This window comes from Chryseobacterium sp. VAUSW3 (assembly GCF_002205795.1).
Classification (GTDB): Bacteria; Bacteroidota; Bacteroidia; order Flavobacteriales; family Weeksellaceae; genus Kaistella; species Kaistella yananensis.
Genome location: NZ_NIUY01000002.1, coordinates 638,446 through 651,647, shown reverse-complemented (window position 1 = coordinate 651,647; position 13,202 = coordinate 638,446). Strand labels below are relative to the sequence as shown.

At 38.9% G+C, this 13,202-nt stretch carries 12 protein-coding genes; 3 read left to right on the top strand and 9 right to left on the bottom strand.

What is annotated here, in order from left to right:
* Nucleotides 1-8 precede the first annotated feature (8 nt).
* Nucleotides 9-692: an ATP-dependent Clp endopeptidase proteolytic subunit ClpP gene (gene clpP / locus CDW55_RS08260; RefSeq protein ID WP_088469268.1), complete on the top strand. Its 684-nt coding sequence runs from the start codon at nt 9-11 to the stop codon at nt 690-692.
* 72 nt (nt 693-764) lie between these two features.
* Here clpP and CDW55_RS08255 read toward each other — a convergent pair whose 3' ends face one another.
* From CDW55_RS08255 to CDW55_RS08230, 6 genes are all read right to left on the bottom strand, one after another.
* Nucleotides 765-1,430 (bottom strand): hypothetical protein, encoded by a 666-nt coding sequence (locus tag CDW55_RS08255; protein WP_143332947.1) that lies wholly within the window; start codon nt 1,428-1,430, stop codon nt 765-767.
* A 7-nt stretch (nt 1,431-1,437) separates the two neighbouring features.
* Nucleotides 1,438-2,199 carry a triose-phosphate isomerase gene (gene tpiA / locus CDW55_RS08250; protein WP_088469557.1) on the bottom strand — a complete coding sequence of 254 codons (762 nt, stop codon included), beginning with the start codon at nt 2,197-2,199 and terminating at the stop codon, nt 1,438-1,440.
* Between the two features lie 95 nt (nt 2,200-2,294).
* Nucleotides 2,295-4,421, bottom strand: coding sequence for a S9 family peptidase (locus CDW55_RS08245; protein WP_088469266.1), 2,127 nt, complete (start codon nt 4,419-4,421; stop codon nt 2,295-2,297).
* 30 nt (nt 4,422-4,451) lie between these two features.
* Entirely contained in the window at nt 4,452-4,802 is a 351-nt protein-coding gene (locus CDW55_RS08240; RefSeq protein WP_088469265.1) for a TerB family tellurite resistance protein, read from the bottom strand.
* Nucleotides 4,803-4,824: 22 nt separating this feature from the next.
* Nucleotides 4,825-5,910, bottom strand: coding sequence for a BT_3928 family protein (locus CDW55_RS08235; protein ID WP_088469264.1), 1,086 nt, complete (start codon nt 5,908-5,910; stop codon nt 4,825-4,827).
* A 1-nt stretch (nt 5,911) separates the two neighbouring features.
* A complete protein-coding gene (locus CDW55_RS08230) occupies nt 5,912-6,478 on the bottom strand; it encodes a DUF1599 domain-containing protein (protein ID WP_088469556.1) in 567 nt (188 codons plus the stop codon).
* Nucleotides 6,479-6,572: 94 nt separating this feature from the next.
* On the opposite strand from CDW55_RS08230, the gene folP reads away from it, so the two are divergent.
* The gene (gene folP, locus CDW55_RS08225; RefSeq protein WP_228399627.1) at nt 6,573-7,430 is read left to right on the top strand and encodes a dihydropteroate synthase; all 858 of its coding nucleotides are present in this window, start codon (nt 6,573-6,575) and stop codon (nt 7,428-7,430) included.
* On the opposite strand, the gene CDW55_RS08220 is transcribed toward folP, so the two are convergent.
* Both CDW55_RS08220 and CDW55_RS08215 read right to left on the bottom strand, forming a co-directional pair.
* Nucleotides 7,423-7,659 carry a hypothetical protein gene (locus CDW55_RS08220; protein WP_088469263.1) on the bottom strand — a complete coding sequence of 79 codons (237 nt, stop codon included), beginning with the start codon at nt 7,657-7,659 and terminating at the stop codon, nt 7,423-7,425. The two genes, folP and CDW55_RS08220, sit on opposite strands and share 8 nt — an antisense overlap.
* 176 nt (nt 7,660-7,835) lie before the next feature.
* Nucleotides 7,836-10,277 carry a DUF5686 family protein gene (locus tag CDW55_RS08215; RefSeq protein ID WP_088469262.1) on the bottom strand — a complete coding sequence of 814 codons (2,442 nt, stop codon included), beginning with the start codon at nt 10,275-10,277 and terminating at the stop codon, nt 7,836-7,838.
* A gap of 107 nt (nt 10,278-10,384) precedes the next feature.
* Here CDW55_RS08215 and CDW55_RS08210 point away from each other — a divergent pair, with 107 nt between their 5' ends.
* Entirely contained in the window at nt 10,385-11,086 is a 702-nt protein-coding gene (locus CDW55_RS08210) for a hypothetical protein (protein ID WP_088469261.1), read from the top strand.
* A gap of 3 nt (nt 11,087-11,089) precedes the next feature.
* Here the strand turns inward: CDW55_RS08210 and recG are convergent, their stop codons facing one another.
* Complete coding sequence (recG, locus tag CDW55_RS08205) at nt 11,090-13,180, bottom strand: ATP-dependent DNA helicase RecG (protein ID WP_088469260.1); 2,091 nt, start codon at nt 13,178-13,180, stop codon at nt 11,090-11,092.
* Nucleotides 13,181-13,202: the final 22 nt, after the last annotated feature.

Below are 13,202 nucleotides of genomic sequence, written 5' to 3'. Positions count from 1 at the left end.
ATAGTAATATGGACATAAAAAAAGATTTCAGAGATTTCTCTGTAAAGCATTTAGGGAACAGCGGATTGGCAACAGACCAATATATGAGCATGTACGGACCAACGAACCTTACGCCATACATTATGGAAGAAAGACGTTTGAACGTTGCTCAAATGGACGTTTTTTCGCGTTTGATGATGGACCGAATTATTTTTCTGGGAACAGGAATCGACGATCAGGTAGCCAATATCGTAACAGCGCAGCTTTTGTTTCTGGAAAGTTCTGATGCTTCCAAAGATATCCAGATTTACATCAACTCTCCGGGCGGAAGTGTTTATGCAGGATTGGGAATTTATGATACGATGCAGATCATTAAGCCTGATGTTTCTACTATCTGTACCGGCATGGCGGCTTCTATGGGCGCAGTATTATTGGTAGCTGGTGAGAAAGGAAAACGTTCAGCGCTGAAACACTCCAGAGTGATGATTCACCAACCTTCGGGCGGTGCACAGGGTGTTGCCTCTGATATGGAAATTAATCTGAGAGAAATGCTGAAGCTTAAAAAAGAGCTTTACGATATTATCGCAAACCATTCCGGACAAACCTACGAATGGGTTGAAAAAGCGTCAGACCGTGATTACTGGATGACATCATCCGAAGCGAAAGAATACGGAATGGTTGATGAAGTTCTGGAAAGAAAATTGGATAAGTAAATTAAGGAATAAGGAATAAAAAAAGAACGCAATTTGCGTTCTTTTTTGTTTATCCAATTAAAATTAAGGAAATTAAAATTTCATTTTAATCCCTACACCATCACCGTTTGTAACCACAAAATATTCATTGGCAGGTTTTAAAATGAAAGCAGAATTATTTTTAATCTTTTTCATTTGAGAATTTCCTGAAATTTTCATCACTAATCCGGCACCCATTCCGGCCAATCCAATGATTAGCGGAATTGGGCTGCCTTGGGATTCAGCTTTTTGGTTTACTTCATTCACTGTTTGTCCTGAACCTGAAGATAAATTCAGAAGACCGCCAACCAGAAAACAGGCGCCGCCACCTACCAGAAATCCGGTACCTAACTGGCTCAGTTTTTTGGCTTTAATATAATCTGCGTTATTAATGAAATTATTTTTCGCTGAAGAACTTTCCGAAGACTGTTTTAATATAGTATGGGCAACTGCGGATTCAGCTTTTGGAAATGCGGTTTCATTAACTGTTTCTGCATCATAAATCATACTTTTTATAGAACTGTCGTAAAGAAATTCCTCTTTTCCGGTTTCAGAATTAATGAAGGTTACCTTTCCTTTTTCATAAACCAGATGAGTATAATTTATATTTAAGTCTGTGGATGTGGTTATCGTTCCTTTGGATGAGTTTTTGGGGATTTTCACCTGCGAAAACAAAAGTCCTCCAATCAGAACTGAGGTAAGAATAAGTACTTTTTTCATTTGGAAATTAAGCATTAAACCCTTCTATAATTTTCGCAAAATCTTCAATTTTCAAAGCTGCGCCTCCAATTAAACCACCGTCGATATCGGGTTGAGAAAATATTTCTTTCGCGTTGTCAGGTTTCACAGAACCACCGTATAAAATTGAAATTTCGTCGGCAACTTCTTGTCCGTATTTTGCAGCAATTAAATTTCTGATGTGGGCATGAATTTCCTGAGCTTGTTCAGGAGATGCAGTTTCGCCGGTTCCGATGGCCCAAACGGGTTCGTAAGCGATAACTACTTTCTTAATTTCTTCCGCAGAAAGGGTAAACAACGCAACTTCTGTCTGGTTTTTTACGACTTCTAAATGTTGTCCGGATTTTCTTTGTTCCAAAGTTTCCCCGTTGCAATAAATTGGAATTAAACCTTTATCCAAAGCCAATTTCACTTTTCTGTTGCAGTGGGAATCGGTTTCGCCGTGGTATTGTCTTCGTTCTGAGTGACCGATAATTGCGCCGGTCGCGTCAATGGATTCCAGCATATCAGCAGAAATTTCTCCGGTATAAGCTCCGCTTTCGTGTTCACTCATGTCCTGTGCGAAAACGCCGATTTCATCCTGCTCATAAAGATCTTTAGCCATCATCAGATAAAGGGAAGGTGGCGCGATCCAGACTTCACAGTTGGTGGCGTTATTTTTTTTGTACTCGAGTAACTGAAACATGAGTTGTTGTGCCTCAATTACATTTTTGTTCATCTTCCAGTTTCCTGCAACGATATTTTTTCTCATAATTTTTCTTTTAATTTTCACAAAAATCCGAAATATTCGGTGATAAAAAAAATAAAGCGGAATGATTACAATCATTCCGCTTTGGATAATTTAAGTTATTTCGTTATTCCCTCCAGTTTAAGAAGAAACGCATAGTCCCAAGCCACATCTTTCAGGTAATCGAATCTTCCTGAAGCTCCGCCATGACCATAAGCCATTTCTGTTTTCAGTAAAACTGCATTTTTATCAGTTTTCAGATCTCTCAGTTTAGCTGCCCATTTTGCAGGCTCAAAATACTGTACCTGAGAATCGTGTAATCCTGTAGTAATCAAAATATTCGGATAATTCTTCTTCTGGATATTTTCATAAGGAGAGTAAGATTTCATGTATAAATAAGCATCTTTATTGTTTGGATTTCCCCACTCATCGTATTCATTTGTAGTTAATGGAATGCTTTCGTCGAGCATGGTATTCACAACATCCACGAAAGGAACTTGTGCAATAACACCGTTCCAGAGCTCGGGTTTCATGTTTACCACTGCACCCATCAGCAAACCACCCGCGGAACCTCCCTGCGCGTAAAGATGTTCCGGGGAGGTGTATTTTTCTTTCACTAAAAATTCTCCGGCATCAATAAAATCTGTGAAAGTATTGATTTTTTTCATCATTTTTCCGTCTTCATACCATTGTCGGCCCATTTCCTGTCCGCCGCGGATGTGTGCAATCGCAAAAGCAAAACCTCGGTCCAGCAAACTCAGTCTTGTAGAGCTGAAGGTAGCTTCCATCGAGTTTCCGTAGGAACCGTAACCGTAAAGAAGTACTGGGTTTTTGCCGTTTTTCTCGAATCCTTTTTTATAAACCATGGAGATCGGGATTTTGGTCCCGTCTTTTGCGGTGGCAAAAACTCGTTCAGTGGTGTACAGGTTCTTATCGTAGCCGCCAAGAACTTCCAGCTGTTTGAGTAATGTTCTTTTGCCTGTTACCAGATTCTGCTCATATTGAGAACTTGGAGTAATCATCGAAGTATAAGCAAAACGGAAATTATCGGTATTGTATTCCGGATTGTTCATGCTTCGGATCATATAAGCCGGTTCATCAAACTTCAGAAATTCCTTTTTAAGGGTTTTTCTGTCCTGAATGACAAGCTGAGAAAGCCCGTTCTGTCTTTCGGAAAATACAAGAAAATTCTTGAATTCATCAATTCCTTGCATCAAAACATCTTTCCGGTGCGGAATTAAATCTTTCCAGTTTTCAACACCCGTTTTGTTGATGGGCGTTTCCATCACTTTGAAATTTAAAGCATCTTTATTGGTGGTGATCAGGAATTTATCTTCCAGAGGAGTGATGTCATACAGAACATCCTTCATCCTTGGCTGAAAAACCTTAAAATTTCCGTTGGGATCGTTCGAAGGTAGATATCGTATTTCCGAACTCGTGGTAGCAGAGGAGTAAATTAAAATATACTTTTCGTTCTTCGATTTATCAACACCAATATAGTTGGTATTGTCTTTTTCTTCGTAAACCACCGCATCTTTTGATGAAGAGGTTCCTAAAGTGTGTCTTTTAATCTTCTCCGACAGAAGCGTTACATCATTTTTTGCTGTATAATAAATTGTTTTATTATCGGCAGCCCAAACTGCGTTACCTTCAGTATTTTTAATTCCCAGATCAGTGATTTTTCCGGTGTTTAAATCTTTCAGAAACAGACTGTACTGTCGGCGCGAAACATCATCAACCCCGAAAATCATTTTTGAATTGTCTGGCGAAATACTGAAACCAGTGGCTGTGTAATACGCTTTTCCTTCCGCCATTTGGTCTACATCGAGCAGAATTTCTTCCGGAGCGGAAAGGCTTCCTTTTTTGCGGCAATATTTGAAATACTGCTTGCCAGTTTCGGTGCGCGAATAGTAATAATAACCATTTTTGAAAACCGGAACACTTTCGTCTTTTTCCTTGATCCTGGCCTTCATTTCCTGATAAAGGTTGTCGCGCAGCTGTTTGGTATCCGCCATCATCGTTTCGAGGTAGGCATTTTCGGCAGTAAGATAGTTTACAACTTTGGTAGAATCTTTTCCTTTTTTGAAATAATCGATCATCCAGTAATACGGATCGTTCACTTTTTCACCGTGAATTTCTCGGATGTGATTTTGCTTTTCGGCAATGGGAGGCTTGGCATCGGGCCAGATTTGGGCATTCATCATACACGTAATGGTAAGTAATGATGTGGTAAATGTTTTTTTCATGGCTATTTTCTGAGTTTTATGATCCTTAATTTATGACGGAAACCACATGTTTTTCAGCAACCTGTAAAAATGGTGCTCGCGCTCGGTAACTTCGTCGTCAGCTTTTATTAAAGACTTCGAGAAATGCAGAAAATCTTTTCTTTCTTTCTCTGTAGAATCATCAAAAAAGCATCTAGCATGAAATTCGAAATGGTCTTTCCACTGTTCAGGCTGCAAAACCGCAATTGCATCCAGTTCGTTATCAAGGTTCATTTTAAAGGGAAATTCTTCCGCTAAATATTCCTGAATTTTAAGACCTTCAGCGGGTGCAAATTCACCATCAACTGATGATAAGATCATTAAAAGATGGTAACCTGCGATTGATTTATTAGACTTTTGCATTGTTGATATTGTATTTAAATTTTTAATGTTTGATATAATCGTTGGCCGGAATTTTATCCACGATTTTGCCGTTTTGTAAAATTAATACAAAAGGATTGCTTCTCGCGATTGTTTTTATCGCAGTACCGTCCATCACTGCATTTTGTATAGTTTTAAAAGTCGTAGGATTGGTAGATATTCCCAGGATTAGAGCGTCTTTTTGGGCGTTTGCTTTCGCTTCAGCTTTAGTAAGAATATTTTTATCAGCCTCCATAGGTTTGTAAGAAAAAATAAGGATGGCTTTATTTGCCTTTAAAATTTCCGGAGTTAAATCAATACCCTCCACAGATTCAGGTTTGAATTTTGAAATCTCAGATTTGTATCCCTGTTTTACAATTTTAGAAGTCGTTTTTGCTTGTTCAATTTTCCATGGAGAGCCTTCTTCCCAATATTTTTTATCTGCAACATAAAGATCCTGGTTCAGTTCCACACTTTCACCGGTAGTATCATTTTTAAGGCTGTAAAAAGTTTTATATTCTGAGGGATTTTTCTCAATATTGGCTTTTTCAGTATTCAAATCAGTGCCAATTTTATAATCGCGGAAATCGATTAAAGGTTCATGTAGAATGCCATGAAGTGTAATAAGCCCCATTGCAAGTACAAAAACTGAAAGCGCAATATACTTGGTCTGTCTTTTTGCCTGAAGCAGCTGAAACTGATTTCTGTACATGAACCAAAGCATCAGCAACCCAAACAGAAGGATTAAATCCTTCACAAAACTTTCCCACGGAGTAAAGGTAATAGCGTCACCAAAGCACCCGCAATCCGTCACTTTATTGAAATAAGCCGAATAAAAAGTCAAGAATCCGAAGAACACGCAAAGCGCAATAAGTGCGGAAAGCGTAAACTTCAAACGTATTCTTAGTAAGAGCATGAAGCCTAAAATAAGTTCCAAAGCCACAACAAAAATGGCAATAGGCAAGGCCTGGCTCTCAAAAAAAGGCATGTTGAAAACCGACGGCGAAAAATATTCTTCAAGTTTGAAGGAAAAACCCACCACATCTACCGCTTTCACAAAACCGGAAGCAATAAAAATCAATGCGACAGCAATTCGTAAAATATGTTTCATTTTAAATGATTTGTGGTTTAAATTTCTCTTGCTGTTCAGAAAACTTAATCAGACAAAACACTGCATAATTCAGCATGTCGAAATAATTTGCATCAATTCCTTCGGAAACCAGAGTTTCGCCGGCGTTATCCTCGATCTGTTTGGTTCTCAGTACTTTCTGATAAATTAAATCGGTGATCGAAGAAATTCTCATTTCGCGCCACGCTTCCCCGTAATCATGGTTTTTCCGCATCATCAATTCTCTTGCTTCGTTAGCAAATCTGTCGTAAAGTGCCAGAATTTCAGCTTTATCCTGCTTAAAATCATCGGCAAACCCCTTTTCAAGCTGAATTAAACCAATGATGGAATAATTGACGATGGCAATGAAATTTTCTTCCTCGGATTCACCAACTTTCGAGATTCCTGTGGTCTGAAAATTCCTTAAACTTTTTACTTTGATGAAAATCTGGTCGGTGAGTGAAGGAGTTCTCAGCACCCGGAACGAAGCGCCGTAATCGGTGAGTTTTTTACTAAATAAATCGCGGCAAACGCGGATGACTTCGTCGAACTGTTTTGATGTTTTCTGCATAAAATTTCTAAACTTTTCAAAGATAAGAATTTTGGAGGGAAGAGGGAAGCCGAAAGTTTGAAGTTTCATCGACATATTCCTTAAATTTGCGCGTATGAAAACTCAATCTGCTAACCATAAAAATTCTCATTTTTCTATAAACTGCCGTGGAACACTGATCGATTTGTCGGTCCCGAAAGTCATGGGAATCCTCAACCTTACGCCCGATTCTTTTTCTGATGGCGGAAAATTCAATGAAGAAAAAGAAGCTTTGAAACAGGCTGAAAAAATGCTGAAAGAAGGCGCAGAAATTATTGACATCGGTCCGCAGTCTACAAGACCTAATGCACAGTTTTTGTCGGCTCAGGAAGAGATTTCACGGATTGGAAACATGATTTCTCTGATAAAAAAAGAATTTCCTGAAACCTTAATTTCCCTCGATACTTTTTATGCAGAAACCGTAAAATTCGGTTTTAATGAAGGTTTAGATATTATCAACGATATTTCCGGCGGAATGTTTGATGAGAAAATGGTCGAAACTGTTGGAAAAACCGGACTTCCTTACATTCTGATGCACGTAAATCCCACGTACGAATCCATGCATGAAAAAATAATTGAAGACGACATCATCTTAAACATCAATAAATATTTTTCAGGAAAAATATTGGGATTAAAGAAGTTTGGGGTGAAAGATATTATTCTGGATCCGGGCTTCGGATTCGGAAAAACAGTCGAGCAACAGCTTCAGATGATTGATGAGCTTCAGCACATCGGTTTTGGAAAATATCCGTTGCTCGTTGGTATTTCCAGAAAATCTTTTATTTATAAACCATTAGGGAAACAGCCGCTCGAAATTAATGAAGAGACGCAGAAACTTCATTTTCAAATGCTCGAAAAAGGAGCCAAAATACTCCGTGTACACGATGTTGCCCAGGCGAAAAAAACGGTTGATGAATTCCTGAAAATTAATTAAGGCCGGAGAGTTTTTCGGCGTATTCTTTTGCAAACTGTTCGCGGTCTTTGTTGAGCTGTTCGAGGTTTTTAGGCAAAATATAATTGAAAAGTATTTTTTCTTCGTCATCTAAAAAGATAAGTTCTTTTTCTTTGCCATCGATCATCTGTGCAAAGATTTCCCACATTGAAGTGTCTTTCATTTTCAGCAGTTCGAAAAACTGCGATGCTTTGATCTGAATAATTTTCATGAATAATCCTGATTTTTATTGCTGCAAAAATAGTGTTTTACAACGGTTCCCGCGTAAGCGATGGGAGAGGAAATCCTTTTTTGGTTGCGGCGGCGAAGCCGCCGCAACCAAAAAAGATTGTAACGGACGTAGCGACCCGAGTCGTGGGAAAAGTATTGGCGAGGGATACGCCCAAATTAAAATCCTAAGAAATTGAATTTCAGCTGAACTGCAAAATTTTCTTTAAACTGTAAAGTCGAGTAGTGACCAACCCTGTAGAAAAAACCAAGATTGAAAGGCGTGCCGAGAAAATGATTGCTCTCGAGCCCGATTTCCTGATAAAGATGATCGAGTTTCTGGAATTCGAAACCGTGATACTCAGGATTTTTCATGTCGCCAATAATTCCGCGGTACACCACATCGAAACTCGAGGTATTTTTTCCAAAAGTTTTGAAATACCACGGAATCCTGTGCGTAAAGTAGAATCCGGCAAACTTGTCGTTATAATATTTACCGCTCTCCATGGTTGCAAAACCGAGGAAAGACGTGAGATTGAAGTTAAAACTGTCTTTCCCGCTGCCCAAACCATTCATCGCGAAATGATGCCAAATGGGTGCGTCGCCAGTGAGTAATCCGCCGTAAACCCGGATTCCGGTAACGCCTGCTTTTGTCTTAAAATTATGCTGTGCAAGTGCATCCCACCGGCTGTAGTTTAAATCGCCTCCCAGAGTCTGCATTCCCTGTTCGTAATTGATGTAAAACTCCGGAAAGCTTTGCTCGTAAGTAAATTTTCCGGAAGGCGTCATGATGTTTTTAGATTTTGGCGCATATTTCAGGGTGATTTTGGAAGCGAAATTTTCAAATTTCTGTCCGAGATTCCTGAAATTATAATCGAAAGTGGCTTCTTCAATATCTTTTTTAGCCGAAATATTGAATGTTAAAGCATTGCTTAAATCATTTTCAAAGGCGATTTTAAAACCTTGGTAACGGTAAAACCTGTCGTTTTTAAGATCAATTCCGGAGTTCATGATTTTCATTTTGAAATTCCAGAGATTTTCGCTGAAACGTCCTGCAGCCATTACATCATTATAATATTCGGCGCGGAAAAACGAGTTTTTGTTCAGTGTCGTTTTGATATCGATTCCGGCACCGTACTTCCAGCGTTCGTCTTTGAAACCGTAAGCAATATATGCATCCGGAGAAATATATCTGTTGAATCTTTCGTTCAATTTTCCGGCGATTCCGACCCGGATGCCTTCGAATTTATTGTATTTTAAAAGCTGAGCGACATCAAAATCAACCTCACCAACCCTAAGTTTTCCTTTGATTAATCCCGTGAATGCGTTTAATTTCTGGTCGAGTTTGTATTTTTTTCCTACACTGTCGATTTTTTCGTAGGTTATTTTTTCGCGGGCGCTTAACGAATCTGTACGGAATGTGTCCAAAATTTTACCGTCGGAATTTTTCACGCTCATGGTGTAGCCTGCGAAATCTTTTTTGTTTTCACTGATTTGGGTTTTAAAATCGAAATAATCGGCAACCATAAAGACATAATTCCCAAATTTATGAAGGTTTTTGTTTACAGAATCTTTGTCCTTTTTTTCATCGGTTTTTGTATTGCCGAAAACCGTGGAACCCATTTTTATCTTCAAATTTTCTTTGCTGAGAAACCATTTGTTATCAATCGGTTTCCAGATGCTGGTGATGCTTCCTTCACTTTTATTCTTGCTGTTGCTTTCAATTTTTTTTAGCCCAAAAGTTTGGGTGTCAACATACAGGTAACCATTGAATTTTCGTTTATTCACCGGCTGTTTGTAATCAACCTGCCGGAATCGGATAACATAATTCTGTCGTCCTTCAATTTCGATGGTATCTGTTAAAAAGAAGCGGTAAAGTGTGCGGTTTTCTTCGCGTATTTCTCTTGGGATTCGGTTTCTGTTAGAGCGCAGGGTCATCATTTCATAAATCGGCTCTTTCAGCCCTGCAACGCGGTTGTCGAGAATATTAATTTTTTCACCATATTTTTTAGAGAACAGAAATTCGGATGCTCTTTCCCACAGGAAAAGTTTACTCGAACTCATCAGTTTCATCACATTTACACTTTCTGTGGAGTCCTTTTTCTTCTCTGCAGTCTGTATTTTTTCAGGAAGTTTTTTTAAAGAATCAAGTCTTTTTTCGAGAGAGGCATTGTAATGTTTGATGCTGTCTTCATCAATATCTAAAGAAATTTTTTCGTATGATTTAAAAGAGTAGGAGTCCAGGCTTTGAGGGGAATTGTTCTGGTAGTTGTCATTTACTTTCTGAAGAATTTCCAGGGCTAAAGGATCGCTTTTGTCATTAATAACCACGGCTTCAATCGACTGGGTTTGCGGATCTGTTTTTGAAAGCGCGATTTCCATCACCTGATCCACAACAGCTTCATCTTCATAATAACCAGGAGCTTTTACATCCACTTTCTTACATTTTGTGCGGAACTGAAGGACGCCTAGTGCATTGGTTTTTCCTAAAATTTTCTTGTTGCAGGAAACTGTTGCATTAGTAATTGGCGTGCCTTCACCGGCTTTCAGAACGGTAATTTTCGACTGTGCAGCAACGTTCAGAAAAAGAAACGGTAAAAGGAAGGATAGAAGTTTATTCATGAAAACAAAAGTATTTAATTTTTTTAGATAATCGGAAAGTTATATTCGCTGGTAATGTGGAATTTAAAAAGTAATGCTGTCGGTAAAATAATTTGTAATTTAGTTCGATGAAAAATATATTTACATTCGCTGTTTTACTCCTGCCTTTCGCCATTTTTTCGCAGCAGAAAGCGTTAACTGAAGAGGGTAAGGAAGTCGTACTTTTTGATAACGGAACCTGGAAGTTTGTAAATGAAAGCGACGCAAAAGTTCTGGAAACAATCGTTACCAACAATGATGTGTTTGAAAAACCCAAAACCGCAAGTTTCTTGATCAAAAGTAAAAAAATGGATGTAGGCGTATATTTCGATCCTAAAAAATGGAAACTTGCCACACAGAATATCAGTCCGCATGTAGAATATTTCTTTGCTGAAAGAAACAGTAACGATGGATATTTTGGTTTTATGATTACTGAAAAAGTACAGATCGCCACTTTGAAAAACCTGAAGGATCTTATTATCGAAAATGTTAACAGGAATGTAGATTATTTCCGCTTAAAAGAATCGGAATACCGTACTGTAAACGGAATGAAAGTCCTCTACATCCGCTATGCAGCCAATACAAAAGGTATGGATTTCGAGTATGCCGGAAATTATTCTATCAACAGCGACGGTTATGCCGGCGTGGTAGGATTCGCTTCGCAGAAGGTTTTTGAACAGAGTTTCGGTGCTGTTCAGGAACTGATAAACGGAATTTCAGTTACTCCAAAAGAAGATGTGAAAGAGACTGTGGAATATAAATCTCCGCCGCCACCAATGATTTCCAAGTAAACGTTAAGAAATCCTGCTCCACTTGTTTTTTCCTTTATAAAGTTTAAGGTAGTAGTTCTTTAAACCGGCATTTTCCGGATTCTGAAGATGTGGGTCTTTTTTCAGAAGATGGTCTACTGCGGCTTTAGAAGCTTTAATGATTTTTCCGTCAGTGGTTAAATCGAGTTTTTTAAAATCTACAACGCCGCTTTGCTGTGTTCCCAAAATATCACCTGGACCGCGCAATTGCATATCGACTTCAGAAATTTTAAAACCATCGTTGGTTTCTGTCATTGTTTTAATCCGCGTCCGGCTTTCTGTAGAAAGTTTATCCGAAGTCATGAGAATACAGAAGCTTTGTTCAGCACCACGTCCGACTCTCCCACGCAGCTGGTGAAGTTGCGAAAGACCAAATCTTTCAGCGCTTTCAATAATCATTACCGATGCATTCGGGACATTTACGCCGACTTCAATTACCGTTGTCGCCACCATAATTTCGGCTTTTCCTGAAGCGAAATAACTCATTGCAGCTTCTTTTTCAGCGGGTTTCATCCTGCCGTGGAGCATCGTGACATTTTTTCCTTCGAAAAACGCGACAATATGGTCGAAATTTTCCATCAGATTTTTATAATCGAGTGTTTCAGATTCTTCAATTAAAGGATAAACGAAGTAAATCTGTCTTCCTTTTTCAATTTCATCTTTCGCAAAACGGAAAACCGAAAGCCTGTCTTTTTCGCGTCTGTGAGCGGTAATGATGGGTTTTCTGCCCACAGGCATTTCATCGATTACGGAAACATCAAGATCACTGTAAAAACTCATTGCCAAAGTTCTGGGAATCGGTGTTGCAGTCATCACCAGAATATGCGGTGGAATTTTATTTTTTGCCCAAAGTTTTGCCCGCTGCGCAACACCAAACCGGTGCTGTTCATCAATAATAGCAAGACCAAGATTTTTGAACTGAACAATATCTTCAAGTACTGCGTGGGTTCCTACAAGAATTGAAAGTTCACCACTAAGCAGTTCCGCGTGAATGATTTTTCTTTCTGTAGTTTTTGTGGAACCGGTGAGCAGCCGCACATTAATGTCTGTATTTACGAGCAGTTCTCTAATGGAATTGAAGTGTTGCTGCGCAAGAATTTCGGTAGGAGCCATCATGCAGCTCTGGAAACCGTTGTCCATTGCTATCAGCATGGCAAGAAGCGCAACCATTGTTTTTCCCGAACCTACGTCACCCTGCAAAAGACGGTTCATCTGGATTGGTTTTTTCATATCGGTGCGTATTTCCTTCAGTACTCTTTTCTGGGCGTTTGTTAGTTCAAAAGGCAGGTTGTGAATGTAAAATTTATTGAAGTTTTCACCGATTTTAGGGAATGGATTTCCGATGACAGAAGTTTTCTGGTATTGTTTTTTTAATCCGTAACCCAGCTGAAAAAAGAAGGCTTCCTCGAACTTCAGTCTGCGGTTTGCGTGTTCGAAATGATGAAAATCTTTAGGGAAATGAATATGATAAAAAGCGGGAATTCTGCCGATTAATTTTAATGATTTCATTAAAGAATCAGGCATATTTTCCAGCATTAACGATGGTAAATTAAGCGTGATTTCTGAAAGAACCGTTTGGAAAAATTTATTGTTGATTCCTCTTTTTGCCAGTTTTTCACTTCCCGGATAAATCGGCAGGAGCGATCCCGAAAGTGCTTTCTTTTCATCCGTCTCAATCTCCGGATGCGCCATTGAAAAAACGCCATTAAAGAGCGTTACTTTCCCGAAAATAAATAGTTCCCGGTTGATTGGTATCTGTTCTTTCATCCATTTTGAATAACGGAACCAAACGAGTTCTAAAGTGCCGGTTTGATCACGGAATTTGGCTGACATCCGCTTCTTTCCATTGCCGTAACCGATTTCCTGAACCTCAGTTATTTTTCCTTTCAGCTGAATGTCGGCTTCGGGTTCTTCAGCAAGATCGCCAATATTGTAAATTTTACTTTTATCAATGTAGCGCAACGGATAAAAAGTGAGTAAATCCTCCACAGTGGAAATTCCCAAGACATTTTTAATGAATTTGGCTCGTTCGGGACCGATTCCTTTTAAGAATTCTATGGAAGTTTCTAATGTCAGATCTTAATTTTTTTTCTCTTTT